The 26351-nt window shown below is 50.8% G+C and carries 28 protein-coding genes; 24 read left to right on the top strand and 4 right to left on the bottom strand.

The genetic code is table 11. From position 1 onward, the window contains the following. Positions 1–181 precede the first annotated feature (181 nt). The 5 genes from thrS to rplT all read left to right on the top strand — a co-directional run bounded on the left by thrS (position 182) and on the right by rplT (position 3779). Positions 182–2089 carry a threonine--tRNA ligase gene (thrS, locus tag NW747_RS08825; protein ID WP_273186931.1) on the top strand — a complete coding sequence of 636 codons (1908 nt, stop codon included), beginning with the start codon at positions 182–184 and terminating at the stop codon, positions 2087–2089. Between the two features lies 1 nt (position 2090). Beyond that, positions 2091–2525: a HutP family protein gene (locus NW747_RS08820; protein WP_008858950.1), complete on the top strand. Its 435-nt coding sequence runs from the start codon at positions 2091–2093 to the stop codon at positions 2523–2525. 136 nt (positions 2526–2661) lie between these two features. Then, positions 2662–3198: a translation initiation factor IF-3 gene (gene infC / locus NW747_RS08815; protein WP_071986741.1), complete on the top strand. Its 537-nt coding sequence runs from the start codon at positions 2662–2664 to the stop codon at positions 3196–3198. Positions 3199–3213: 15 nt separating this feature from the next. Beyond that, the gene (gene rpmI / locus NW747_RS08810; protein WP_008858952.1) at positions 3214–3411 is read left to right on the top strand and encodes a 50S ribosomal protein L35; all 198 of its coding nucleotides are present in this window, start codon (positions 3214–3216) and stop codon (positions 3409–3411) included. A 17-nt stretch (positions 3412–3428) separates the two neighbouring features. Continuing rightward, positions 3429–3779: a 50S ribosomal protein L20 gene (gene rplT / locus NW747_RS08805; protein ID WP_273186928.1), complete on the top strand. Its 351-nt coding sequence runs from the start codon at positions 3429–3431 to the stop codon at positions 3777–3779. 395 nt (positions 3780–4174) lie between these two features. Here the strand turns inward: rplT and fba are convergent, their stop codons facing one another. Beyond that, positions 4175–5107, bottom strand: a complete 933-nt coding sequence (gene fba, locus NW747_RS08800; RefSeq protein WP_040379486.1) for a class II fructose-1,6-bisphosphate aldolase — start codon at positions 5105–5107, stop codon at positions 4175–4177. Between the two features lie 405 nt (positions 5108–5512). On the opposite strand from fba, the gene NW747_RS08795 reads away from it, so the two are divergent. From NW747_RS08795 to NW747_RS08745, 11 genes are all read left to right on the top strand, one after another. Beyond that, entirely contained in the window at positions 5513–6004 is a 492-nt protein-coding gene (locus NW747_RS08795) for a YajQ family cyclic di-GMP-binding protein (protein WP_008858956.1), read from the top strand. Between the two features lie 16 nt (positions 6005–6020). Continuing rightward, positions 6021–7136, top strand: a complete 1116-nt coding sequence (gene cbiD, locus NW747_RS08790) for a cobalt-precorrin-5B (C(1))-methyltransferase CbiD (protein ID WP_008858957.1) — start codon at positions 6021–6023, stop codon at positions 7134–7136. Next, positions 7121–7747 (top strand): precorrin-6y C5,15-methyltransferase (decarboxylating) subunit CbiE, encoded by a 627-nt coding sequence (cbiE, locus tag NW747_RS08785; RefSeq protein ID WP_008858958.1) that lies wholly within the window; start codon positions 7121–7123, stop codon positions 7745–7747. The genes cbiD and cbiE overlap by 16 nt, the downstream gene beginning before the upstream one ends. 1 nt (position 7748) lies before the next feature. After that, positions 7749–8321 carry a precorrin-6Y C5,15-methyltransferase (decarboxylating) subunit CbiT gene (gene cbiT / locus NW747_RS08780; protein ID WP_008858959.1) on the top strand — a complete coding sequence of 191 codons (573 nt, stop codon included), beginning with the start codon at positions 7749–7751 and terminating at the stop codon, positions 8319–8321. A gap of 11 nt (positions 8322–8332) precedes the next feature. Further along, the gene (gene cobM / locus NW747_RS08775; protein WP_273186925.1) at positions 8333–9109 is read left to right on the top strand and encodes a precorrin-4 C(11)-methyltransferase; all 777 of its coding nucleotides are present in this window, start codon (positions 8333–8335) and stop codon (positions 9107–9109) included. Continuing rightward, the gene (locus tag NW747_RS08770; RefSeq protein WP_273186922.1) at positions 9106–10200 is read left to right on the top strand and encodes a cobalt-precorrin 5A hydrolase; all 1095 of its coding nucleotides are present in this window, start codon (positions 9106–9108) and stop codon (positions 10198–10200) included. The genes cobM and NW747_RS08770 overlap by 4 nt, the downstream gene beginning before the upstream one ends. After that, positions 10197–10886 carry a precorrin-3B C(17)-methyltransferase gene (gene cobJ, locus NW747_RS08765; RefSeq protein ID WP_273186919.1) on the top strand — a complete coding sequence of 230 codons (690 nt, stop codon included), beginning with the start codon at positions 10197–10199 and terminating at the stop codon, positions 10884–10886. The genes NW747_RS08770 and cobJ overlap by 4 nt, the downstream gene beginning before the upstream one ends. Beyond that, the gene (cobK, locus tag NW747_RS08760; protein ID WP_273186916.1) at positions 10883–11701 is read left to right on the top strand and encodes a precorrin-6A reductase; all 819 of its coding nucleotides are present in this window, start codon (positions 10883–10885) and stop codon (positions 11699–11701) included. Before cobJ ends, cobK begins: the two co-directional genes overlap by 4 nt. After that, on the top strand, positions 11670–12329 hold the full coding sequence (locus NW747_RS08755; protein WP_008858964.1) for a precorrin-8X methylmutase: 660 nt from the start codon (positions 11670–11672) through the stop codon (positions 12327–12329). Before cobK ends, NW747_RS08755 begins: the two co-directional genes overlap by 32 nt. Before the next feature lie 199 nt (positions 12330–12528). After that, positions 12529–13533, top strand: coding sequence for a FecCD family ABC transporter permease (locus NW747_RS08750; protein WP_273186913.1), 1005 nt, complete (start codon positions 12529–12531; stop codon positions 13531–13533). Next, positions 13530–14336, top strand: coding sequence for an ABC transporter ATP-binding protein (locus tag NW747_RS08745; RefSeq protein ID WP_273186910.1), 807 nt, complete (start codon positions 13530–13532; stop codon positions 14334–14336). The genes NW747_RS08750 and NW747_RS08745 overlap by 4 nt, the downstream gene beginning before the upstream one ends. Before the next feature lie 476 nt (positions 14337–14812). Here NW747_RS08745 and NW747_RS08740 read toward each other — a convergent pair whose 3' ends face one another. Both NW747_RS08740 and NW747_RS08735 read right to left on the bottom strand, forming a co-directional pair. Then, entirely contained in the window at positions 14813–15739 is a 927-nt protein-coding gene (locus tag NW747_RS08740) for an ABC transporter substrate-binding protein (RefSeq protein ID WP_273186907.1), read from the bottom strand. Between the two features lie 103 nt (positions 15740–15842). Beyond that, positions 15843–16832 (bottom strand): sirohydrochlorin cobaltochelatase, encoded by a 990-nt coding sequence (locus NW747_RS08735; protein WP_273186905.1) that lies wholly within the window; start codon positions 16830–16832, stop codon positions 15843–15845. Between the two features lie 425 nt (positions 16833–17257). Here NW747_RS08735 and NW747_RS08730 point away from each other — a divergent pair, with 425 nt between their 5' ends. The 7 genes from NW747_RS08730 (at position 17258) to NW747_RS08700 (ending at position 23693) form a co-directional block, all read left to right on the top strand. After that, the gene (locus NW747_RS08730; protein ID WP_008858969.1) at positions 17258–17509 is read left to right on the top strand and encodes a type B 50S ribosomal protein L31; all 252 of its coding nucleotides are present in this window, start codon (positions 17258–17260) and stop codon (positions 17507–17509) included. 106 nt (positions 17510–17615) lie between these two features. Beyond that, positions 17616–18698 (top strand): peptide chain release factor 1, encoded by a 1083-nt coding sequence (gene prfA, locus NW747_RS08725; RefSeq protein WP_273186902.1) that lies wholly within the window; start codon positions 17616–17618, stop codon positions 18696–18698. Continuing rightward, positions 18688–19563 carry a peptide chain release factor N(5)-glutamine methyltransferase gene (gene prmC, locus NW747_RS08720; protein ID WP_273186899.1) on the top strand — a complete coding sequence of 292 codons (876 nt, stop codon included), beginning with the start codon at positions 18688–18690 and terminating at the stop codon, positions 19561–19563. The genes prfA and prmC overlap by 11 nt, the downstream gene beginning before the upstream one ends. Further along, entirely contained in the window at positions 19560–20606 is a 1047-nt protein-coding gene (locus NW747_RS08715; protein ID WP_273186896.1) for an L-threonylcarbamoyladenylate synthase, read from the top strand. Before prmC ends, NW747_RS08715 begins: the two co-directional genes overlap by 4 nt. A 621-nt stretch (positions 20607–21227) precedes the next feature. Further along, on the top strand, positions 21228–21680 hold the full coding sequence (gene rpiB / locus NW747_RS08710) for a ribose 5-phosphate isomerase B (RefSeq protein WP_008858974.1): 453 nt from the start codon (positions 21228–21230) through the stop codon (positions 21678–21680). Continuing rightward, positions 21673–22236 carry a TIGR01440 family protein gene (locus NW747_RS08705; protein ID WP_273186893.1) on the top strand — a complete coding sequence of 188 codons (564 nt, stop codon included), beginning with the start codon at positions 21673–21675 and terminating at the stop codon, positions 22234–22236. The genes rpiB and NW747_RS08705 overlap by 8 nt, the downstream gene beginning before the upstream one ends. A 218-nt stretch (positions 22237–22454) precedes the next feature. Continuing rightward, positions 22455–23693, top strand: a complete 1239-nt coding sequence (locus NW747_RS08700; protein ID WP_008858976.1) for a serine hydroxymethyltransferase — start codon at positions 22455–22457, stop codon at positions 23691–23693. A 296-nt stretch (positions 23694–23989) separates the two neighbouring features. On the opposite strand, the gene NW747_RS08695 is transcribed toward NW747_RS08700, so the two are convergent. After that, the gene (locus NW747_RS08695; RefSeq protein ID WP_273186889.1) at positions 23990–24244 is read right to left on the bottom strand and encodes a hypothetical protein; all 255 of its coding nucleotides are present in this window, start codon (positions 24242–24244) and stop codon (positions 23990–23992) included. Between the two features lie 1576 nt (positions 24245–25820). Here NW747_RS08695 and NW747_RS08690 point away from each other — a divergent pair. Beyond that, positions 25821–26120 carry a hypothetical protein gene (locus NW747_RS08690; protein ID WP_273186886.1) on the top strand — a complete coding sequence of 100 codons (300 nt, stop codon included), beginning with the start codon at positions 25821–25823 and terminating at the stop codon, positions 26118–26120. Positions 26121–26351: the final 231 nt, after the last annotated feature.

The raw sequence follows: 26351 nt of genomic DNA, 5'->3' as shown, positions 1-26351 counted from the left end.
AGAAGGATTGAAGTCCTTCCGGCCGGATGCCGTTATGAGCCATAGAGTGAAGCGTCATGCTTTATTTGGGTGGAACCGCGGAAGTTAACTTTCGTCCCTTAGGGACGGAAGTTTTTTTGTGTCTTAGTTTCTACAGGGCTGTTCCCAGCGGCCTGGAAACAAATAGGAAAGGAAGATTTTCATGATTACAATCAAATTGAAAGACGGCAAGGAAAAGCAGTTTGAATCTGCCATTTCCCTGGCCGATGCTGCGAAAGCCATTTCCAACAGCCTTGGCAGGGATGCCATTGTGGCTAAGGTGAACGGTGAACTGACAGATCTCCGTGATCCCATTGTGGATGGCAGTGAAGTCGAATTTTTTACCAAGGAAGATAAGGAAGGCCTCTTTACTCTGCGCCATACCGCTTCCCATGTAATGGCCCAGGCTATCCAGCACCTGTTCCCGGGCACCAAGTTTGCCATTGGACCGGCTATTGATGATGGCTTCTATTATGATCTGGACTCTGACCATGTATTCAGCCAGGAAGATTTTGCAGCCATTGAAAAAGAAATGGCCAAGATTTCCAAAGAAAACATTCCTCTGGTCAAGAAAGTGGTAAGCCGCGGCGAAGCGCTGAAGTTCTTCCAGGACAAAGGCCAGGATTACAAGGTCATGCTTATCAATGACCTTCCTGAAGATGCACAGATTTCCCTCTACGAACAGGGCGATTTCACAGACCTCTGCGCAGGTCCCCATATGCGTTCCACCGGCAAGGTGAAGGTATTCAAGATTATGACTGTAGCCGGCGCTTACTGGCGCGGTGATTCCAAGAACAAGATGCTCCAGCGTATCTATGCTACCGCCTTCTTCAAGAAGGAAGATCTGGATCATTACCTCTTTATTCGCAGCGAAGCAGAAAAGAGAGATCACAGAAAGCTGGGCAAGCAGCTGGACCTCTTCTCCTTCCATGATGAAGGCCCGGGATTCCCCTTCTTCCATCCAAAGGGCATGGCTCTCAGAAACATGCTCATGGATTATGAAAGAGAACTGTTCAAGGAATTCGGCTATGTGGAAATCATGACACCGGTAATCCTTTCCAAGCAGCTGTGGATTCAGTCCGGCCACTGGGATCATTACAAAGAAAATATGTACTTCACCAAGATTGATGGTGAAGACTATGCCATTAAGCCGATGAACTGCCCCGGCGGAATTCTCTATTTCAAGACCCAGCAGCGTTCCTACAGGGATCTGCCTATGCGTGTCGGCGAATTTGGCCTCGTTCATCGTCATGAACTCCGCGGTGCGCTCCATGGCCTCTTCCGTGTACGCTGCTTTACCCAGGATGATGCCCACATTTTCATGACCCAGGACCAGATGAAGGAAGAAGTCATCAAGTGCATGGCCATGTACAAGAAGATGTACGGTGTATTCGGACTGGAATACCATGTGGAACTGTCCACTCGTCCTGAAAATTCCATGGGAAGCGATGAACTGTGGGAAATTTCCACCAACGCTCTTCGCGAAGCCATCGAAAAGACCGGCGTTCCCTACCAGATTAATGAAGGGGACGGCGCCTTCTACGGACCGAAGCTGGATTTCCACGTACAGGACTCTCTGGGACGTACCTGGCAGTGCGGCACCATTCAGATGGATATGCAGCTGCCGGAACGGTTTGACGTCAACTATATCGGTGAAGACGGTGAAAAGCACAGAGCTGTCATGCTGCACCGTGCAGGCTATGGCTCCCTGGAACGCTTCATCGGCATCCTCATCGAACATTTTGCCGGCGCATTCCCCACCTGGATCGCTCCGGTGCAGGTCAAGGTCATTCCGGTAACTGAAAAGCATATGGACTATGCTAAATCCGTGGCCAAGACCCTTTCCGAATCCAATATCCGCGTAGAACTGGAAGAGGCCAATGAAACCCTGGGCTACAAGATTCGCAAAGCCCAGATGGAAAAGGTTCCTTACATGCTCATCGTAGGGGATAAAGAAGAAAAGTCCCACACCGTTTCTATCAGAAGCCGCAAAGATGGCGACAAGGGCTCCATGATGGTTCCCATGTTCATTGCCGGCCTGATGCAGGAAATCAAGAGCAGGGAATACTGATATGCAGAGGGAATTTCAGAGCGCTGATGTGGCAAGAGCCGCCGTGCGCATGGCCTTGTCGGAAACCAGGGCGGATGAAAACGAGCTGAAGGAAAAGCTGGCGGCCCAGGGCATCCGTTCCGTTGCTGTTAATTTTGGTGGTAAATTCACGGATATTCTTCCCAAGATTTTTGAATCTGCCATTGTGGCTGCCCAGAGGCAGCATGTCATTTCTGATACCCATGTAGGTGACGGCTCGGTGCTTGGCGCTATGGAATCCGCTATCGAACAGGTGAAGCTCATGGCCATTGGCATGAACGTAGGGGGCAAGATCGGTATTGCCCGCTGGAAAGAACATCTCTGCGTCGCCGTTTTCGTAGGGGTAGGGGTGCTTCACTTCAATGAAGTCACCATTGGCCTGGCTCACCGGGTTTTACGAAATGACTTGACAGACTGAATTTCATGATGTATTATTGTTCATGTGATTAATTGCAAGCAGAAGTCATCCGCTTCTCACCTTACAAGGCGCAGGCTACTAAGGTTTACGTATGAACTCGGGGCGGACGGTGTATGCTGTCCGCCTTTTACTTGCAATGATTTCTTTTTCGGAGGTGAAAAGAATAGGTAAAGAACTGAGTATCAATGAACAGATTCGGGCCAGAGAAGTCCGTGTAGTCAGTGATACAAACGAACAGCTGGGGATCATGACACTCCATGAAGCAATCCGCATTGCGGAAGAAAAGGGACTTGATCTCGTAGAGGTGGCGCCTAACGGCCGTCCGCCGGTATGCCGTATCATGAATTATGGAAAATACAGATACGAGCAGCAGAAACGTGATAAAGAAGCAAAGAAGAAACAGAAGGTATTCCAGATTAAGGAAGTCAAACTTCGTCCAAACATTGAAGACCATGACTTCTTCGTCAAGCTGAAGAATGCCCAGCGTTTCCTCGGAGATGGTAACAAGGTCAAAGTGACCATCATGTTCCGCGGAAGAGAAATGAGCCATCCCGAATTGGGACAGGAAGTTCTTGATCGCTTTGCAAAAGAGCTCGGTGACTCCATTGTTCGAGAAAAGCCACCGAAATTAGAAGGGCGCAACATGACCATGGTCATCGGCCCGAAAGCATAAAAAGGAGAGACAGATATGCCGAAAATGAAAACCCGTCGCGCTGCGGCAAAACGTTTTACCGAAACAGGATCCGGTCAGTTCAAGAGAAATAAAGCCTTCAAGAGCCACATTCTTGAAAAGAAATCCCCGAAGAGAAAGAGAAACTTCAGGAAAGCAGCACTGGTTTCCAAGTCTGATTACAAACGTGTAGCAAGATTGCTTCCAAACGGCTAATAAGGAGGATTTAAAGAATGGCAAGAGTAAAAAGCGGCGTAACCGCCCATGCAAGACATAAGAAGATTCTGAAACTGGCTAAAGGCTACAGAGGTGCCCGTCATACCCAGTTCAGAAAAGCAAACGAACTGGTCATGAAGGCTCTCTACTATGCAAGAAGAGACCGCAGATCCAAGAAGAGAGAATTCCGTAAACTCTGGATCGTTCGTATCAATGCAGCAGCTCGTCAGAATGGCCTGACCTACAGCAAGCTCATTGCAGGCCTGTCCAAAGCAGGTATCGAAGTAAACCGCAAGATGCTGTCCGAACTGGCTATCAGCGATCCTGCAGGCTTCACCAAGATCTGCGAAGCAGCAAAGAACGCTTAATCAGCAGAAAGAAAACACCGTTTCTCAGGAAGCGGTGCTTTTTTTATTGAGTAATTTTTAAAGACGCCACTGAGGCGTAGTCGGGATCAGCATCGGGGTGGAGGCCCGTTAAGGAAGCGCTGATTAAATCACTGTCTGCTTTTATTCTTGAATTTTTATGCAATGCGAGGAATGGGACGACGCGAATAGCGAGCTATTTAAGGAGTCCCATGACGAAGCAGTGCATAAAAATTCTTATGAAAGCAGACTCTATGAATTAATCAGTGCTTCCTTAACCTTCCCTGCTGAACTTTCTAAACCTTTTATACAAAAAATACACACAAAAAGGGGCTGTGAAAAAATGCTTGAACATTTTTTCACAGCCCCTTTTTATTCACAATGAGTGGTCAAATGGTTCAAATGGTATGAGCGGATCCGAGGACGGCTTCAATCTTATGCTTGACCATTTCTTTTACTGCATTTCTGGCTGGTTTCAGGTAGTTGCGGGGGTCAAAGTTGGAGGGATCTTTGTAGAGAGCTTCTCTGATGGCGCTGGTCATGGCCAGACGGATATCGGTGTCGATATTAATTTTGCAGACTGCCATGGTGGCAGCTTTTCTGAGCATGTCTTCCGGCACGCCTTTGGCACCGAGCACTTTGCCGCCGTACTGGTTGCATTTTTCTACAAATTCCGGAATTACCGTGGAGGCACCGTGGAGGACGATGGGGTAGCCGGGCAGGAGTTTTCCTACTTTTTCCAGTCTTTCATAGTCCAGATAGGGGTCGCCTTTGTATTTGTAGGCGCCGTGGCTGGTGCCGATGGCAATGGCCAGGGAGTCGCAGCCGGTCCGTTCTACAAATTCCGCAGCCTGGTCGGGGTCTGTGAAGATGGCATCTTTGGCATCGACGCTGACCATATCTTCCACGCCGGCCAGACGGCCCAGTTCTGCTTCTACGACTACGCCTTTGTCATGGGCATATTCTACGATCTGCTTTGTGACTTTGACGTTTTCTTCAAAGGGATGCTTGGAGCCGTCATACATGACAGAGGAGAATCCGCCGTCAATGCAGGCTTTGCAGATTTCATAGGAGGAACCGTGATCCAGGTGAAGGGCGGTGGGGATTTCCGGATAATCCTGCAGCGCAATTTTTACGAGGCCTACGATGTATTCCTGCCCTGCATAGTTGCGGGCGCCTTCGGAGGCCTGAAGAATGACCGGAGATTCTTCTTCCTTGGCAGCTTCCATAATGCCCTGGATGATTTCCATATTGTTCACATTGAAAGCACCGATGGCATAATGACCTTTATAGGCTTTCTTAAACATTTCAGTAGTTCCTACAAGCGGCATAGTGATGACCTTCCTTTCAAATTGATTCATATGAATTGAATGCATGGTTTTCATGGGATTATGCATGTATCTGATTTCATTATACTGAATGGAGAAGCGGATTTCCACCGGAAAATGATGGGAGATTTTAAGCTATGGGAGGGTAAGGCTCTATTCCCGAATGAAAGAGGGCTGATACCTGGCGGGTGGTAAAAAGTGGGACTTCTTTTCGCTTGTTGAAATGCAGCCTGTCTGCTGCTGAAGTCATCTTCGTCCTAGCCGTCATGGTGAGCTTTTAATTTTTTCATAAAAATTCCTCATTTTTCCCGCCGCATATGGTAAAATGAAATGGTGTAATCAATTTCATTTACAAGGAAGTGGAAAGTCACAGATTTCTGTGGATTCCTGCCGGAGTAGGAGGACAGGATGGCTAAGGATTATTCTTTCGATGTGGTGTGCCGTACGGATCTGCAGGAGGCACAGAATGCGGTGAATCAGGCGGCCCGGGAAATCGGGACCCGCTATGATTTCAAAGGAAGCAAAAGTTCTGTGTCTCTGGAAGATGGCAGAATCACTCTCATCGGTGATGATGATTTCAAGCTTCGTCTGGTGAGGGATATCCTGAATACGAAGCTGGTGAAGCGGGGGATTTCCCTGAAGAATATCAGGGAGGAAAAGAAGGAGCCTGCTGCCGGCGGCACGGTGCGTCAGGTGCTGGAGCTGACGAACGGCATTTCTTCGGACATGGCAAAGGATATCGTAAAGCGGGTGAAAGCATCTAAAATCAAGGTGTCTGCTAAAATCAACGGTGACGAAGTGAGGGTCAGCGGAAAGGATAAGGATGCCCTGCAGGCCTGCATTGCTTTCCTGAAGCAGCAGGATCTTCCCATGGACTTACAGTTTGTGAATTACAGATAAAAGAGATGAAGGGATAATGAAACCAGAGGAAATGATTGGCAAGGTGCTCCGCGAGGGCCATACCACCGGTGCTACGGCGGCAGGGGCCATGAAAGCGGCAGTGCTGGCTATGAGAGGAGAATTTCCAAAGACTGTCACCGTCCTTTCTCCCCAGCGGCAGGAAATCGTGATTCCTGTGGACCATGCAGAGGCAGACGGCGAGAAGGGATGTGCCACCTGCCTGAAGGATGCGGGGGATGATCTGGACTGCACCAATGGCACCCCCATTGTGGTGACAGTGGAACTTAAAAGGGAGCCGGGCATGGAGCTTCGCGCCGGGAAAGGTGTGGGCATTGTGACCCGTCCGGGCCTGCAGGTGGCAGTGGGAAAGCCGGCCATCAATCCGGGACCCCAGATTATGCTCCGTTATGTGTATGAAGAGTTCTTTACAAAGGATGACGGCATCATCGTCACCGTTTCTATCCCCAAGGGGGAGGAGCTGGCGAAACAGACGCTCAATCCTTCCATCGGCGTGAAGGGCGGTATTTCCGTTCTGGGGACCACAGGCATTGTAAAGCCTATGAGCGAGGACGCCTACAAGCGGTCTCTGGCGCCCCAGGTGCCGGTGGTTTGGGCGTCGGGGTTCCGCACGGCGGTACTCTGTCCTGGACGGATCGGTGAAAATGCGGCCAAAATCATGGGCATCCCGGAAGGGGCCATCATTGAGACCAGCAATTTCATCGGCTTCATGATGGAGCAGTGCATTGCCCGGGGCTTTGACCGCATGCTTCTTATCGGCCACATGGGAAAATTGGTGAAGGTGGCGTCCGGCAGTTTCCATACCTATAACAGGAACAGCGACGGCCGCATGGAAACCATGGCTGCCTATGCCGCTATGAACGGCGCTTCCCCTGCTGTGGTGAAGGAAATCATGGACTGCAATACCACTGACGGCGCTGCCATCATTATCCACCGGGAGCATCTGGATATGGTGTATGGTCAGATGGCCGAACGGGCCCAGGTGCGTTCGGAGCGTTACATTTTCGGTAAAGCGAAGGTGGGCGTTATTTTTGCCGCCATGGACGGCACCATCCAGGCCATGAGCAGTCATGCAAAGGAGATTTTAGAGGAAAACAAATGGATCATACATTAATCGTTGCAGGCATCGGACCGGGGGGACGGGACTACATCCTTCCCAAAGCCCTTGAGGCCATTGAAAAGGCCCACTACCTGGTGGGCGGCAGGCGGGCGCTCCATGACTATGCCAAAGAAGGACAGGAGACTTATCCGGTGACGGGAAAGCTGTCCCTCCTTTCTGACTGGCTTACAGAAAAGCTCGCTTTGGGCGATGTGGTGGTTATGGTGAGCGGGGATCCCGGGTTCTACAGCCTTCTTCCCTGGCTGAAGAAGAAGTTTCCCGAACATCCGGTGAAGGTGATTCCCGGTATTTCATCGGTGCAGGCCGCATTCTGTCTGATTTCCGAACCCTGGCAGGGAGCCAGATGGCTTTCCTTCCACGGAAGGGTGCCGGAAACGAAGGATACGGCCTATGAAAAAGGCAGAAAGCTGGCATTTCTGACGGATTATGAACATAATCCTGCCTATATTGCCGGTTATCTGATAAAACAGGGGTGGCCGAAGAATACAAGGGCCGCAGCCTGCGAACATATTTCCTATGAGAACCAGCAGGTGGAGGAGTCTACTCTGGAAAAACTGGCCTCTCTTGAAGGATTTGGTGAATCAGTAATGGTGGTGATAGGCTAAGATGCAGACATTTGGTATTCGTGATGAGGAGTTTATTCGGGGAAAGGTACCGATGACGAAGGCGGAAATCCGGGCCATGGTGATGGTGAAGGCGGGAATCCGTCCCACTGACAGGGTGGCGGACATCGGTGCAGGAACGGGATCCATTTCCATCGAGGCGGCATTGGCTGCTTCCGAGGGGGATGTGTATTCCATTGAAAGAAATCCGGAAGGCATTCGGCTGATTGAGGAAAACGCTGAAAAATTCGGATTGAAGAATATCCATACTATACAGGGGACGGCGCCGGAGGCCATGGACGGCCTGCCGCCTCTTAATGTGGTAATTATCGGCGGTTCCAGCGGTAATATGCATGCCATCCTTGACAGGGCGGAGGAGCTTCTGCCCAAGGGCGGGCGCATGGTGCTCACTGCTGTGACTGCCGAAACCACAGGCGAAGTGGTGCGGGAATTTCAAGGCCGCCCCTTTACCCTGGAAGGTTTCCAGATGCAGATTAACAGGCTCAGGAAATTGGGAAGGTATCATCTCTATGATCCCCTGAGCCCTGTATTCATATTTACTGCAGAAAAAATTTGAGGAGGTTTTTTATGGCAAAATTATATTTTATTGGTGCAGGCCCCGGAGATCCGGAGCTCATTACCCTGAAGGGAAAGAGACTGATCAGCGAAGCGGATGTCATTATTTACGCCGGCTCCCTGGTGAATCCGGAAATTCTGAAATACGGTAAAGAAGGAGCTGCCATTTATAACAGCGCCACCATGAATCTGGACGAAGTGCTTCAGGTGGAAATTGAAGCGCTGAAAGCGGGCAAAAAGGTGGCCCGGGTGCATACCGGGGATCCCGCCATTTACGGCGCCATCCAGGAGCAGATGGATGGACTCCGCGCTGCCGGTATTCCTGACGAGGATTTCGAAGTGGTGCCGGGGGTGAGCTCTTTCCTGGCTACCGCGGCTGCCCTGAAGCAGGAATATACACTGCCCGGGATTTCCCAGACTGTCATTATTACCCGCATGGAAGGCAGAACGCCTGTGCCGCCTAAGGAAAAACTGTCCCTTCTGGCAGCCCACCAGGCCACCATGTGCATCTTCCTCTCTGTCCATGCCATTGAAAAGGTGATGGAAACCCTGAAGGAAGGCGGATATCCGGGTGATACACCGGTGGCCATCGTCGCAAGAGCTACCTGGCCGGACCAGCGGATTTTCCGCGGCACCATCGATACCATTGCCGATATTCTCCATAAAGCCGGCGTGGTGCGCCAGGCCATGATTGTGGTAGGCAGGGTGCTGGATACGGACTATGACCTGTCCAAACTTTATGACAGCAAATTCACCACCATGTTCCGTAAAGGAACTGACGAAAAATGAAGTACGCAGTGATTTCAGTCTCCCGGGAAGGAGCCCTGCTTGGCCGGCGGGTGAAAGATGGAATTTCCGGAGAGGGAACGCTGTATGAAAGAAAGGGCGCAGAAAGCGGGGGAGAAGCGGTGTATTTCAACCGCACCCTGGCTCTCACGTCGGACATTTTCACAAAGTATGATGGCCTCCTCTTTATCATGGCCTCCGGTATTGCGGTGCGGGCCGTGGCTCCCCATGTGGTGAGCAAAGCTTCGGATCCGGCAGTGCTGGTGATGGACGAATGCGGAAAGCACTGCATTTCCCTTCTCTCCGGCCATCTGGGCGGTGCCAATGCCTGGGCCCGGGAGGTGGCGGCAGCGGCAGGGGCGGATCCCGTCATTACCACAGCCACCGATGTCCATGAACGAAGGGCCCCCGATGATGTGGCTCGGGAGCTCATGATGCGGGTGGAGCCTTTAGGGGCCCTGAAACCGGTGAACAGCTTTATTGCCGAAGGGAAAAGGGTGTGCTGGTTCCTCGATATGGAAACAGAGGGAGCGGTATCTATAGGAAAGCGGCTTTCTGAAAAAGGCATTTCCTTCCTGCCCCTGGCAGATCTTCCAAAGGAAGAGTTTGAAGGCTGCGTCATCATTTCCAATGAAAAAGTCCATGCGGACAAACCTTTTGTCAGGCTCATACCGAAGAATTTGTATGTGGGCATAGGCTGCAAACGGGGAACAGCGGAAGCGCTCATTGAAGACGCTTTCCAGAAAGCTCTTTTCCAGGCCCGGGCCTATGAATACCAGGTGGCGTCCCTGGCCAGTGTGGATGCCAAGGCCGATGAAAAAGGCCTTCTTGATTTTGCTATGCACCATCATCTTCCCATTCATTTCTATAAGGCAGAGGAACTTAGGAAAGTGACGGAAGATTTTGGTTTACCGATTTCAAAATTTGTAGAAAACACGATAGGAGTGGGAAACGTATGTCAATCAGCAGCGTTAATGGAATCAATGAAGGGAAAAACGCTTCTGCCGAAAACGAAGTTTGCAAGTGCCACGGTGGCCATTGCCCTGGGATTATCCGGGTCATCGGCATTGGACCGGGTCACGAGGAGGAAATGACTCCCAAAGCCGTAAAGGCGCTGGAAGATTCTGATATTATCGTAGGCTACAACACCTACATCGCCCTGGTGAGAGACCTCATCGGGGATAAGGAAGTGGTAGGAAATGGCATGCGTCAGGAAGTGGACCGCTGCCAGAAAGCAGTAGACCTGGCTGTAGAAGGTCACAAGGTGGCTGTCATTTCCTCCGGCGATCCCGGCGTCTACGGCATGGCCGGCCTGGTACTGGAACTGGTAGAGAAGGTTGACAGAGAAAAGCGGCCCTCCTGTGAAATCATTCCGGGCCTCACCGCTGCCAATACAGCCGCTGCCGCCCTGGGAGCGCCGCTGATGCACGACTATGCAGTCATCAGCCTCTCCGACCTCATGACTCCCTGGGATCTCATTAAGAGGAGAGCCCGCCTGGCAGCAGAAGGAGACTTTGTCATTGCCATTTACAACCCCAAGAGCCGGGGCCGTGCCACCTATCTGGACCAGATCCGTGACATTGTGCTGGAATATCGCAAACCTGAAACACCGGTGGGTATCGTAAGAAAGGCCGGACGTCCCGGCATGAGCACCACCGTTACCACTCTGGAAAAACTGCTAAAAGCGGATGTGGACATGCAGTCCACTGTCATTATCGGCAACAGCAACACCTATGTGGCTGATGGAATCATGATTACACCAAGGGGGTACAAGGTTTGATCTGGATTATTTCTGGTACCCAGGATGGCAGGGAAATCGGCGCAGAATTGGCTGACCGGGAAATGGCCAAGCCGGAAGAAAGCCGCCGGGAAATCCTCATGACTGTGGTGAGCCAGTACGGCAAAGTGCTGGCTGCCCATAAGGGCCTTGACATCGAAGTGGGCCGTTTCAAAAAAGAAGACATGGTGCGGGTCATTAAGGAAAAGGGCGTGACCCTCATCCTTGACGCCAGCCATCCTTACGCCGCCGTGGTGTCTGAAACAGCCCTTGCCGCTTCCAGGGAAACGGGCATCGACTATGTGCGCTATGAACGGGCGGAAATTCCCCTTCCCGATTATGACAAACTCTATCATGCCAAAGATGAATACGAAGCAGCAAAGCTGGCAGGCAGCCTGGGTAAGAGCGTTCTTCTCACCACCGGTTCCAAAACCCTTCCCGTTTTCGTCCACGAACCTTCCCTTCAGGACAAAACCATCTGGGCCAGGGTGCTTCCTGTATCCAATGTGATAAAAATGTGTGAAGACCTGGGCATGAAAGCCAAAAACATTCTGGCCATCCAGGGACCTTTTTCCTATGAAATGAACCTGGCCATGATCCGCGATTATCACTGCGACGTCATGGTGACCAAGAACAGCGGACTCATCGGCGGAAGCGACACCAAACTGAAAGCAGCTATGGACAGCGGTATTTCCGTCATCGTTATCGATAAACCAAAAGCAGATTTGAAAGGCGTCCCGGTCTTTGATACCACCGAAGGCGTTTTGAAATATATGGAGGAACATTATGGATTTCATCAAAAACCCGAGAGCCATTGAAGAAAAAAGCATGGATCTCATTGATCCCTTTATCAGCGACATCGACCTCACTCCGGAAGAAGTGACCGTATACTCCCGCATGATTCACGCCTCCGGCGACGTGGACTATGGTCATCTCATCCGTACCAGTGAAGGCGCTGTAGAAGCAGGCATCAAAGCCCTCGCCGGCGGCTGCAATATTTACTGCGACGTGAACATGGTCAAAGCAGGCATCAACAAAAGAGCTCTTTCCGCTCTGGGAGGCGAAGTATTCTGCCGCGTGGCAGACCCGGAAATCGCCAGGATTGCCAAAGAAAAGAACATTGCCCGCTCCATGGCAGCCATGAACTCTTTCGGCACCGACCTGAACGGCTCCATCATTGCCGTAGGCAACGCTCCCACCGCCCTCTATGAAGCTATCCGCATGGTAGAAGAAGACGGCATCCGTCCGGCCCTCATCATCGGCATCCCCGTAGGATTCGTAGGCGCTGCGGACTCCAAGGAACAGCTGGTACGCCGCGCTCCCTGTCCCTACATTACCGTGAGAGGCACCAAAGGCGGCAGTTCCATCGTGGCATCCTGCGTGAACGCCCTCATGTACAACCTGGTCAAAAGAGATAATATGCTCTACGTGCAGGGAAAGAAATAAGACACGCCCAAAGGGATTGAAGGTTCTAGGGAACCGTTTCTTTGGAACCACAGGGCGCAAAACTCTTGTATTAATATCTGAAGATGCTATAATTAAATAGTACTGATATTTTGATACTGTTCCATTAGAGAAGCAGCGGGTGATTAAAAGAATCAGCACTGCTTCTTTTTTGTATTTTCTCTTTTGAAGGAGTGGGTGTATGGAAGAGAAAAGAAACGAAACCGGGAAGAGCAAGGGCCTTCGCATTTTGATTATCTTTATTTTTGCCGCCTTTACTGCATTTGCCATGGTTTTCAGCCTGATTTTCGGTTCTGCCGATATTTCCTTCGCCTCCATCATGCATACCCTGATGGGCCATGTGGAAACGACGGATGACATGGTTATCTGGAATATCCGGTTCCCAAGAAATATAGTGGGCGCCCTGGTGGGTGCCAATCTGGCTGTATCCGGCGCTATTCTGCAGGCGGTGATGAAGAATCCCCTGGCGGATCCCGGCATTGTAGGTGTTTCCAGCGGTGCAGGCCTGGCAGGTGTGATGATGCTGATTTTCATGCCGGAGGCTTCGCTTCTGCTGACTCCCGTGGCCTTTGTGGGGGCCATGCTTTCCGCGGCGGCAGTCTATGCCCTGGCCTGGAAGAATGGCATTCGTCCCAGCCGCATTATTCTGGCCGGTGTGGCAGTGAGCGCTTTTCTGGGAAGCGGGATTTCCGCCCTTCTTGTTTTCTATTCCGATAAAGTGCAGGGCGCCCTTCTGTGGATGGTAGGCGGTCTCTCGGCCAGAAGCTGGCCCCAGGTGGAAGCCCTTTTTCCTTACACCGTTCTTGGTCTGGTCCTGGCACTGGCAGGCTGCAAGGCCCTCACTATCCTGAGTCTTGGCGATGAAACGGCCCGGGGCCTGGGAGTGCCGGTAGAAAAGGTACGGTTCTCTATGACCGCCGTGGCGGCCCTTCTGGCTGCCGGTGCCGTCAGCATTGCCGGCCTCATCGGCTTTGTAGGCCTGGTGGTGCCCCATATTGTACGCCTCATCATCGGTACGGACTATAAGTATGTGGTGCCGGGCTCTGCCATTCTGGGGGCCGGGGTGCTTGTATTCTGCGATACCTTGGGACGGGTGCTCTTTTCGCCCATTGAAATCCCGGCCGGGATTATCATGGCCTTTCTGGGTGCGCCTTTCTTCCTGTATCTCTTAAGAAGGAGCGCATGATGAGTACGAACGATATAGCCATTAAAATTTCGGACATTCATGTTTCCTTTGGAAACCATCACGTTCTTCGAGGTGCCAGCGGCATCATCAGAAGGGGGAGTATTGTTACCTTTTTAGGAAGAAACGGCTGCGGCAAATCGACCCTTTTGAAGACGGTGACCGGAAATCTGAAGCCCCAGCAGGGTTCCATTGAAATCGACGGCAGGCCCCTTTCTTCCTACAGTTCCGACGAAATGGCCAGGGTAGTGGCCTTCCTGCCCCAGTTCCACGACGTGCCCAAAGACATGACGGCAGAAGAACTGGTTTCCTGCGGCCGCTATCCCTATCAGCACTGGTGGAGCGGCGTTTCCACCAGGGACCGGGAAGTGGTGGCAGAGGTTATGGAAAAAACAAATACCACCCACCTGAAAGACCGTCTGGTGGCCAGCCTCTCCGGCGGTGAAAGGCAGAGAGTGTGGATTGCCATGGCTTTGGCCCAGGAACCTAAAATACTGATTCTCGACGAACCCACCACCTATCTGGATGTGTGCCACCAGCTGGAAGTAATGGAACTGGTGTCCAGGCTGAACCGGGAAGAAAATCTGACGGTGGTCATGGTGCTTCATGAAATCAACCAGGCTGTCCGCTATTCGACGGATCTTCTGGTCCTTGAAAACGGCATCATTCAGCGCCATGGCCCGCCTATGGAAGTCATGACCCATGAAGCCATAGCTGAAGTCTTCGACGTAGATGCGGATGTGGAAATGAGAAAAGGAAGGCCCATGATCTGCATCAACGGGCTTCTTGATAAATCAGATACATAAGTGTCGGGATAGCGGACTGGCGGCGCGGCCGGGATGGGGGCGGTGCTTTCCAGTATTCCCGCAGGGACCGAAGATTTTTAAGGGGCTGAAGTCCGACACAGCCCAGGGCCGTGAGGGTTGCGGCGGGTACCCCATAGGGCCGGTGCACCTGAGGATTTTCCCCTGTGGCGGGACAATAAAAAAGGGGCTGTGAAAAAATGTAAATCATTTCTTCACAGCCCCTTTTTGGTGTCTTTTTTTGTGTCAATGACAGTAAGGGGCTTGTCCTCATTGTCATCTCGAGCGGAGCTCCATGTCGTTAGCAGGACAAAGGGTTCCAGGCACTATAGAGACTCTGAGTCGAGAGATCTCCTGCCACCGTGCTCCCGTTACCATTAGGAAGTGAGATTTCTCCACTACGCAACGCTTTCGTCGAAATGACGGTGGGGCAGGGTAGCATCTGTGTCATTTCTTCACAGCCCCTTTTTTTGTTTCCTTTATTCTCCATAAGCCAGCTGGTAAAGTTTTTCCATGGCTTCCGGTGTCCGTATGCCGGGGTTCATGAGGAAGAGGTCCGGTTCCAGGAAGTAGACCCGGTTGTTCTGCACCGCTTTCAAGTGGGCCCAGGAAGGGTTGCTTCTCATGGATTCGTCCAGTTTCTTGTTGATTTCATTCTGCTTGCCCATGGTGACGATGAAGATGGTGTCTGGATCATCAGCAGAGAGCTGTTCCAGAGAGTAGGGGACAGTTTTGCTGTCCAGTTTGATGTCTTTATGGCTGGTGATGACGTTGTCCATTTTCAGCATTTCCACCATGGAGGCGCAGATGGATTTCGGTGTTTCTGCCGTCACATCCTTGCCGGTGGCGCGAAGGACAGCGACCTTGGCCGGCGTCTTGGAAGCGGCTTTATCTTCTACTGCCTTCACTCCTTCTTCATAGGTTTTGATCACGTTGTCCGCTTTGGCCTGCTGGTCATAGAGCTGACCCATAAATTTCAGGAGGGGCACATTATCATTAATGCCGTCATACTGGACGAGAAGGTAGGGGATTTTGTTGCTCTTTAAAAGAGACTCCAGCTTGGAGTTCTGGTTCTTTTCACCAAGTACCAGGTCTGGTTTCATACCTACCAGGGTTTCCATGTTGATGTTCTGTACGTGGCCCAGGGTAGGGAGGGATTTGGCTTCTTCCGGAATGGGGCTTGTCGTTTCCGGCCGGGCTGCGGAAGTGCCGCCTACAGCATAGGCCATGTTGAGAAGGGGAGCGGAAAGCTCTACCACCCGCTTCGGCGGCGCCTTCATGGTTATGGTCTGGTCTTTGTAGGTGTAGGTGACGCCGTTCCCGTTTCCTTCCTGTTTGGACGTGCCGCAGGCGGAAAGGGAGAAGCAGAGGATGGCAGCGGCAGCTGCTGCGAGTATTTTTTTCATCAGATTCTCCTTTATTTTTATTAAGATGAAATAAACCCCTTCGCCGAGATGACGAAGGGGTCTAATGCAGAGACAAATCATCTCTTACATATCATACCACAAATTATTTCTGCAGTGCTGCCAGTGCTTCATCAGCGCGCTGTACATAGATATCTCTGACAGCTTTGTTTTCACCAAGGCCGTGGATGTAGGTGGAAACTTTGAAGCCCTGTGCTTCCAGCTGGCTCTTGTGGGAGTCCGGATCAGAGCCGGCCATATCGTTGTTTGCATGGTCGCCGGCAACCATCATGATAGGCATAAGGGTTACATGATTGAAGCCGCCTGCTTTCAGTTTCGGGATGACGTCTTCCAGGTTCGGACGGCCTTCAACGGAGTAAACGAATACATTGTTCATGCCCAGCTGATGGAGTCTATCCTGGATAACGCTGTAGTAAGCGTTGCCGGGGTGCGGAGTGCCATGAGCCATGATAAGGGTAGCATCGTGAGCGCCCATCTTCGGGAACTGGGTGGAAACGGCTTTCAGGAAATCAACGACCTGATCCGGTTCGCCTTCGGTGCCCTGGAAATACATGAGCGGGGTAGCAAGGGAAATCTTCTTGAAGTTAGGAGCCTGCATCTTGGTGACTACGGAGTCATAGCTGTATTCCATGCCCGGAATGACGTCCAGGGAAACAACAGCTACGCGGGTGTAGCCGTCAGCTTTCAGTTTGGCAAAAGCTTCTTCCGGAGTCAGCTTGGTGATGCCTTCTTTTGCTTTTACGCGGTCAATAATGATGTGGGAAGTATATGCTTCATATACCGGTACGTTCGGGCTTGCTTCCTGGATAGCTTTTTCTACGGCATCAATGGTCTTATGACGGGTATCGGTAAAGGTGGTGCCGAAGGTCATAACCAGGATGGCATCTTTATCCGGTGCGTTTTTCATTGCCGGGTTTTCATGTGTCCATACACCTACAGTGGAAGCTTCACGAAGGGCCGGAGTTACGTCTTTTACTTCTGGGTTCAGTTCGTACGCATTGACGGACATACCCATTCCCATAACGCAGAGAGCTGCCATAGATGCAGTTAAAACACTTTTAATACTTCTTTTCATGAAAAATCACTCCTTTGAAAATTTCCCTGGAATGCAGGGTTATGTACAGTCCAAACCCGAAAGTACAAGATGTTTCCCAGGTACTTGTACATTCTTCATGCGCTGTACTTTACATGACTTAAGTTTAGTACAACATTATGGCAAAGTCAATAAGTTTTTTGACAATTTCTAATAATTGGCCATGAAATATTAACGCGCCTTACTCATATTTTTGAAAAAGATGAATCAGAAGTTACAAACGAAGACTCCCTTGGAAAAGGGGTAAAACCAGGGACTGGAAACATGTATTTGTACCTTATATCTACAGGTTCTGGCACAAAAGCGAAAGAGCAGGGGATTTTTTCTAAAATTATCCCTTGCATTCGATGGGATCGTTTGTTATAATAGCAAAGAATTATCTATGTATTTGAAATGAGGTGCAACAAGTGAAGAAGGGAATCCATCCGGATTATCATCCAGTCGTTTTCCGTGATATCGGTGCTGACTACTCTTTCCTGACCCGTTCTACAGCTACTTCCAACCAGACTGTGAAATGGGAAGATGGCAATGAATATCCGCTGATCAATATTGATATCAGCAGCAAATCCCATCCGTTCTATACAGGACAGCAGCGTTTCGGAAAGGCTCGCGGCCGTATCGAAAAGTTCAACAAACGTTACGGAAAAACATCCGACTGAGAAACAGGGCGCAAGGCCCTGTTTTTTACTGCCCATTTTCACCCTGTGATATACTTTATACATATTAAAGAAGGATTTCTTACATTTCATATAAAGGAGTAATCATATGCAGACGAGTAAACTGGAGGGCATGGAAGCCCGTTATGTGACCCTGGAGGACCAGCTTAGCGACCCCTCTGTCATTGCGGACCAGAACAAATGGCGGGCCCTGTCCAAGGAACATGCGGAACTGGGGGACATTGTAGCCAAGTACCGGGAATACAAGGAAGCGGACCAGGCTGTCAGGGATGCGAAGGACATTCTGGAAGACAAGTCCCAGGCGGACCTCCACGAGCTGGCCAAGGAAGACCTGAAGGAAAATGAAAAGAAAATGGAAGAGCTGGACCTGGAAATCCATAAAATGCTCATTCCCAAGGACCCCAATGATGGCAAGAATGTCATTCTTGAAATCCGCGCCGGTACCGGCGGTGAAGAAGCGGCCCTCTTTGCGGCGGACCTTCTCAAGATGTACATTAAGTTTGCAGAACGGAAAGGCTGGAAACTGGAGATTGCCAATGCCAATGAAACGGACCTGGGCGGTTTCAAGGAAGTGACATGCACCATTGAAGGAAAGAATGCCTACTCCATTCTGAAATTTGAAAGCGGCGTGCACCGGGTGCAGCGCATTCCTGAAACCGAAAGCCAGGGCAGGGTGCACACCTCCGCTGTTACCGTAGCCGTGCTTCCGGAAGCGGAAGATGTGGATGTGGATATCCGGAGAGAAGACCTTCGCATCGATGTGTACCGTTCCTCCGGCGCCGGCGGACAGCATATCAATAAAACCTCCTCGGCCATTCGTATTACCCATCTGCCCACGGGCATGGTGGTGACCTGCCAGAATGAAAGAAGCCAGCGGCAGAACAAGGAAAAGGCACTGCAGATTCTGAAATCCCGTCTCTATGACCAGGCCCTCCGTGCGTCCATCAGTAAGGAAGCTGCCGACAGGAAGAGCCAGGTAGGCTCCGGCGACCGGTCTGAACGTATCCGTACCTATAATTACCCCCAGGGACGTGTGACGGACCACCGGGTGAATATGAGCATTTACCAGCTGGATGATTTCATGAACGGAAATATGGACCCCATTCTGGACAGACTCATGGAAGAGGATCTGGCAAGACGGATGAAAGAAGGGGAAGCTAATGGCCGGTAGTACCATTTGGACCATTAAAAAGCTCCTCCTCTGGACAACTCATTACTTTCAGGAACATCATCTGGATTCTCCCCGTCTGGATGCCGAACTCCTTCTGGCCCATGTGCTCCATAAGCAGCGGATTTACCTTTACACCGACTTCGACCTCATCGTGGAGCCCTCGGAGCTTTCCCTGTACCGGGAATATATCAAAAAGCGGGTGAGTGGGGTCTCCACAGCTGCTATTATCGGAGAAAAGGAATTCATGGGTCTCACCTTCAAAGTGAATGAAGACGTGCTCATTCCCCGGCCTGATACGGAAACCTGGCTGGAAAAGATAATCCAGTATCATAGAAATGAACAGGGCCTTTACGTGGCGGACCTGGGTACCGGCAGCGGCGCCATCCTTTTAAGTTTCCTCTACTACTGCAAAGAAGACACCGGCGTAGGAGTAGACATTTCAGAAAAAGCCCTGGAAGTGGCAGAAGAAAACGGCAAGACCCTCAAAATGGATGACCGGGTCACCTGGCGCAGGGGAGACTACCTCACCGCCTTGGAAGAAGGGGAACTCTTTGACGGCATCCTTACCAATCCGCCCTACATTCCCACAGGAGACATCAGAGGCCTTGCCGAAGAAGTGCGCCATGAACCGATGAATGCCCTGGATGGCGGGGCTGATGGACTCACCTTCTACCGGAAACTGGCGGAAGGAGCTGCAGAACATTTGAAAGATGGCGGTTTTCTGGCGGCGGAATTCGGCATCCATCAGGCTGCTGATGTGGTGAACCTTTTGAAAGAAACAGGGAAATTTGATTCCTTTGAAGTAATTACCGATTACGGCGGCATTGAAAGAGCCGTATACTGCAGGAAGAAGGCAGAACCATGACCACGGACATCGTACCGGTGAATGAAGAATATTTCAAAAAAAGAGTATTTGAACTGGGAAAAATCATCAGAGAAGGGGGCCTTGTTTCCTTTCCTACGGAAACAGTGTACGGCCTGGGTGCCAATGCCCTGGATGCAGAAGCAGCCAGGAAAACCTACGCCGCCAAAGGACGGCCCTCAGATAACCCCCTCATTGTTCACGTGGCGGATAAGAAAGAAGTGTCCCGCTATGTGAAAGAAGTGACACCGCTGGAAGAAAAACTGATGGATGCCTTCTGGCCGGGACCTCTGACCATCGTATTTCCAAAGAAAGACATCATCCCCAAAGCCACCTCCGGCGGCCTTGACACCATTGCCATCCGCTGCCCGGCCAACGAGGCCACCAGAGCCCTCATCCGCGCAGCCGGTGTCCCCATCTCCGGCCCCAGCGCCAATCTTTCCACAAAACCCAGTCCGACCACGGCGCAAGACGTATACCATGACATGAAAGGCCGCATCGAAGCCATTATCGACGATGGCCCCTGCCGCATCGGCGTGGAATCCACAGTCATCGGCATCGAAAAGGGAAAGATCATCATCTACCGCCCCGGCGGCATTACCCTTGAAATGCTCTCCGCCTTTGCTCCCACCGTAGTAGACAGCGCTCTGGCTAAAGGAAATGCCCATCCCAAAGCGCCGGGCATGAAATACCGTCACTACGCACCTTCTGCCCCCCTCACCGTGTACACGGGAAACAGGGAAGAAGTGGAAAAAGAAATCCTTTCCTTCGCAGGCAGGAAAGACAAGACCTACGGCTTCTTCGTGAGCCGTGAAATCGCAGACAAACTGGATAGAAACATCCCCGTCTTCGTCTGGGGCAGCCGTGACAGCAAAGAAAGCTTCGCCCACAACCTCTTTTCCGGCCTCCTCTATTTCAACAAACATCCGGTGGACCAGATCATAGGAGAAGGCACCGATGATAAAGGCCTGGGCCTGGCCATCATGAACCGCCTCACCAAAGCATCGGGGTACCATATCGTGGTGGAAAAGAAAGAGAAGGACTGACACTCTGGCACCTCGTCATGCACCACTGGAGACACAAAGGGAAGCACGTAACGTCAGGCCCTTCCTTAAGTGGCAATTCTGCATAGAATTGCCAAGTCGGGCAAAGCTGGTCCGCGGTGAATGATGGTGAGTTCCATTGGTATGCTTACCCTTGTACACCCTTTTGCCACTACGTGGCATTTCCCCTCAGGGGCACTATAACCCGTGCTTACTGTAGAGCGAGGGAATGCACCCCTTTTGGTGGCTGGCGCCACCACCTTCCCCCCGGCGGGGGGACTTTATTCTTCGCTATGCGTTGAGCGGTGAAGGGGTAGACGAGGGGAAGAATGATTATGATACTCGATGTGGACGTGACCGCCGAAAGGCGGCATTATAATACTCATCGCCCGATAGGGCGATACCGCAACCCTCGGCCCGAAGGGCCGTCAAACTTACGAACCCTTGGGCCCGAAAGGGCCCATCAATCCTAAGAACCTTTTTCCGCAACCCTTCTACACAACCCGCGGCGTCATCCGCCACCGCCCTCTGCTTCCTGAACCCTTTTTTCTTTACATCCCTGCCAATTCTGATGTACAATGAGTCCGTATGGAAGTTCTATTGTTCATGGAAAGGATGAGTCCTATGAAGATTGCCATTGCCAGTGATCATGGCGGATTTGAGCTGAAAGCGTCTTTGAAGAAACATCTGGATGAAGAAAAAATCGAGTATATCGACTGCGGCACCGATTCCACAGAGTCCTGCGATTACCCGGACTTTGCAGAGAAAGCCTGCCGGCTGGTGCAGAAAGGGGAAGCCACCTATGCCTGCCTCATCTGCGGCACCGGTATCGGCATGTGTATTGCAGCCAACAAGATGAAGGGCATTCGCGCAGCCCTCTGCGGTGATACCTTCTCTGCCCATTTCACCAGAGCCCATAATGATGCCAACGTTATTACCATGGGCGCCCGGGTCATCGGACCGGGGCTGGCTGAATTTATTCTGGATGAATTTCTGAAGACCCCCTTTGAGGGCGGCCGTCATGCCAGAAGAATCGGCAAGATTGCCAAGATAGAAGAAGATGAATCCCATGTATGAAGATTTGAAGAAAGAAGCGGCGGAAGCCTTTGAAGAACTGCTGAGCCAGTCCCATTTCAGAAAGGGAAGCCTCATCGTCATCGGCGGCTCCTCCAGCGAAATCCGGGGCGGCCGTATCGGTAAGGACAGCTCCTACGAAGTGGGCACCGCCGTGGTGGAAACGCTGATGGAGATCGCGGAAAAGAATGGCCTTCGTCTGGCCTTCCAGTGCTGCGAGCATTTGAACCGTGCCCTTATTGTGGAAAGGGAGACTGCAGAGAAATATGGCTATGAAGAAGTGACCGTCGTTCCCTGGCTTCATGGCGGCGGCTCTTTTGCCACCAATGCTTACTACCATTTCAGGGACCCTGTGGCAGTGGAAGAAATCAAAGCCGATGGGGGACTGGATATCGGGCTCACTCTCATCGGCATGCACCTGAAGCGGGTGGCTGTGCCGGTCCATCTGACCCATAACAGGGTAGGCGAAGCCATTGTCACCGGTGCCCGCACAAGACCGCCCCTCATTGGCGGCGAAAGGGCCCGTTATGAAAAAGATGACAACAGAGGTGCTTTCTGATATAATTGCATAAAAGCTGTATATGACTCAAAGCTGAGGTTTGAAAAGGAGAGGCGAAAAGCGTCTTCTCCCTTTCAGACCTTTTTTATTTCATCTATGTACCAGAGCCATGGTTATGGTACAATGAAACTGTTGATACCTGAACATATTCAGCTATCTATAGATTTGGGAGAGTGCCGCATAGAGGCGGCAGGTTTTGCAGGAAGGGAGTTTATTGTATGAACCATTTAAAAGATGACAAACAGGTATATGAAGCCATTCAGGAAGAACTGAACAGACAGAGAAATAAGCTGGAAATGATTGCTTCTGAAAATATTGTCAGCTACGCAGTGATGGAAGCCCAGGGCAGCGTCCTTACAAACAAGTACGCTGAAGGCTATCCGGGCAAGAGATACTACGGCGGCTGCGAATTCGTAGACAAGGTGGAACAGCTGGCCATTGACCGGGCCAAAGAACTCTTCGGCGCCGAACACGTCAATGTACAGCCCCATTCCGGCTCCCAGGCAAACTTTGCCGTATACTACGGCCTCCTGAAACCGGGAGATACCATGATGGGCATGAACCTCACCGACGGCGGCCATCTCTCCCACGGCAGCCCTGTCAATATTTCCGGCAATTACTTCAATGTTGTTCCCTACGGTGTCCGTAAAGAAGATGAACTTCTGGACTACGAAGCTATGGAAAAGACAGCCAAAGAAGTTCGTCCGAAGCTCATTATCGGAGGCACCAGCGCTTACTCCAGAATCATCGACTTTGAAAGAATGGCAGCCATTGCCCACGAAGTGGGAGCTCTCTTCATGGTGGATATGGCTCACTTTGCAGGCCTCGTAGCCGGCGGCGAATATCCAAGCCCCGTGCCCTATGCCGATATCGTAACCACCACCACCCACAAAACCCTCCGCGGCCCCAGAGGCGGCATCATCATGTGCCGTGAAAAATATGCCAAAGCCATCGACAAGGCCGTATTCCCCGGCATGCAGGGCGGCCCTCTCATGCACGTCATTGCAGCTAAGGCTGTAGCCTTCGGCGAAGACCTTACCGACGACTTCAAGCAGTACGCAAAGCAGATCAAGAAGAACGAAAAAGTCCTCTCTGACGAACTGCAGAAACAGGGCATCCGCGTCGTATCCGGCGGCACCGATACCCACGTTCTCCTGGCTGATATGAAAGCCATCGGCATTACCGGCAAAGTAGCCCAGAACGTACTGGATGAAATCGGCATCACCGCCAACAGGAACACCATCCCCTTCGAAACCCTCTCTCCCTTCGTAACCAGCGGCATCCGCCTCGGCTCCCCGGCCCTTACCACCAGAGGCCTCAAGGAAGATGACTTCAAGGAAGTGGCTGACATCATTGCCACGGTTGTGAAGAACCCTGAAGACGCAGCCATCAAAGCATCCTGCGCCGACAGAGTAGCAGCCCTCTGCAAGAAATATCCCCTCTACGAAGACTTATAATCCTTCGGAATCAAAAAAGGGGCTGTGAAGAAATCATTTAGATTTTTTCACAGCCCCTTTTTCATGGGCGAAATCGGGACGCCAAGCCTATGGACCTTTTGGAAGAAATCATGCAGATACCGCAATCATTGGCCTAGGGGGAGGCACCGGGTTTCTTTGTGATGAAAAAGACAGCACAAAAACACGGATACAAATCCCTGCCAGACAGTATTGCGGGCCTCTCAGAATCAGGCGGCAGCGCTAAACCGTAGGAAAATCCTGCGTCAACCCTGCTCTTGTCGTCCGGGAATGCGGGCTCATGCTGCAAAGGATGGTATCCGTGTTTTTGATTGGTGGTCTTGCTTTAACTTATTCTGCAGAATCCGTTTTGCTTCCCAGGCGCCTGGGGAGCCGGAGAGAGGAAGCAGGAAATCTGTATACAGGGATTCTTTATTTCCTTCTGACAAATCTGCATTCCGGCCGGAATATTCGCGATATACATAGCAGAAAGGAAAATGGAATCCTTCCATGGAAAGATTCCTGCTTTGTCTCTCCATACATTTATATTGCATAAGCCCCCTCTTTTTACAACCTGCCTTTGAAATTTTATGAATCACTAAGGAAAGAGTGCGCTCTGGCGATATATATCAATTAGCAGAAGGGAATATGAGAATATCATTAAACTTTTCATTTTCGCGTTCACAAAAACGCGATTTTTTCGATTTATATAGTAGAGGGATGTGAAAGACCTGCAGAATGGAAAGAAGTCATCCATAGATTCCCAAGATGGCCATAGGGGATGCAAGTATGGAAGGCAGGCGTCCATGGGCTAACCTCTTTTACCCCCTCCCTGATCAGGTAAAAAGAAAACGCAGAGAAATCCGTAACTTCCTCATCTATCACGGCAGAAATGACGGGAGACTCATGCCTGGCTCGCGCCGTCGTGTCATAACACAGCAGCGGCCGTAGACCATGCAGACACCGAACTCATTGGGCATAGGGGATGGGAGGGCACCGGGTTTCTTTGTGTTGAAAAAGCAGCTTCGTAGGAGGCTGCTTTTTGTTTTTATAAGGGATGCAGTACTGAGGTACATGCCAAATCGTTAAGCTCCTTCCCCAGGTGGCAATCCTGCATAGGATTGCCAAGTCGCGCAAAGTTGGCCCTTAGCCTGCCCATAAAAGGGCTTTCCTTGTGTTTGCCCGACCGGAATGGAGCTGGGCGAAGCCCTGAGTATAGACCGAATTTCTTAGCAAAGAACTGATGCCCCTATCCGCCGCCGCTGGCGCTCCACTTACTTGGTAAGGGAGCTGTAAATTGCTGCGAAACCACTAACATAAAATTGCCCGACTGTGGCAGGATGCTATGAAAAAGACAGCACGAAAACAGGGATATAGAAGGTCCCTGTGGATAAAGCAGCCGCCATGAATCGATGAAGACGCTCTGCCTACTGCCGAGATTTGTGAGAACAGCTTACGCAGTCTCTCTCTAAGTAGCGGTGCGAGGGGACACGCTGATTTGACCGTTGTCTGTTTTTATTCTTGCATTTCACGGCAGCACAAGGAATGGGGTGACGCGAATGGCGAGCTATTTAAGGAACCCTATGACGCAGTGATGCCGTGAAATGTATATAAAATCAGATTCTGCGGTTGAATCAGTGTGTCCCCTCAACTATCGTCAAAGCCATCTGCCATATGACGGAATGGAAATCCCTGTTTCCGCATTTTGTATTGCACTTTTTCTACCCGGCGCCGGGGGAAGGGGAGAAGTTCCTGCAGGAATCCATGATCATCTCCATGAAATGGCCGCTGCCGATCTTTCAGCCTGTCCGGGCGAAAGCTCATGGCTTATTTCTCTGCTGCGTAGTTCCATTTCAGAAAGTTCCGGAAGGATTTCTGTATTTTCATCTCCACTTGTTTATATTGCCTGAGGAAAGCAAAATGTAACCAATTTTGCAAAAGCCGCATAGATGGGTGAATGTATAACAGGATTGATGGATGGATTTGTAAAGTAGTTCAGTTGTCCACTTCCATTTCTTGATGCTTATATCAGAAATGTAGCTGATACGACGATTGAAGATGGGGCCAAGAATGCTGTCAATGCTGGCACGGTATTACAACGAAACCCGGGTTAAACAGGATGGCACTTATATGAAAGTATCCAATACCGCTGGGGAGAATCTGTCTGCTTTGGATAATCAGGTGACTTCTAATACCCAGAATATCAACTACCTGAACGGCAGGGGAGGGGAACTGGGCGATCACATCAACAAGGTGGGCGCCGGTGCCGCCGCTCTGGCTGCCCTTCATCGCAGGGAAATTGCCGAGTTGAAGGCCAGGGATGTACAGAATGCAAAGGATAAAGCTGAAATGAAAGCGGACAATGCTGAAATGAAAGCAGAAATCGAAGCACTCAAAAAACAAGTGGAGGCTCTGGCTGCAAAGAAGTAATCTGACATCCAAAAAATAACGAAAAGATAGCAGATGGTATGCTCCTTTTGGAGCAGGCAGGTGAAACAAAAAATCTGTCTGCCCGGAAGGGAGTATACCATCCTTTTTATGGCTATAGAAGAAATGAAAAGGAGAAATTTTACATTCATTCAATCAATCGAATCATTGAAATAATACGTTTTGTTATTAAGCCTTTTATTAAACACGAATGTTTATTCATTAAATAGATGA

The sequence above is a fragment of the Dialister succinatiphilus genome, assembly GCF_928721695.1.
Lineage (GTDB): Bacteria > Bacillota > Negativicutes > Veillonellales > Dialisteraceae > Dialister > Dialister succinatiphilus.
Note: the sequence above shows the minus strand (reverse complement) of the source record. Positions and strands in the feature narration are given on the sequence as shown.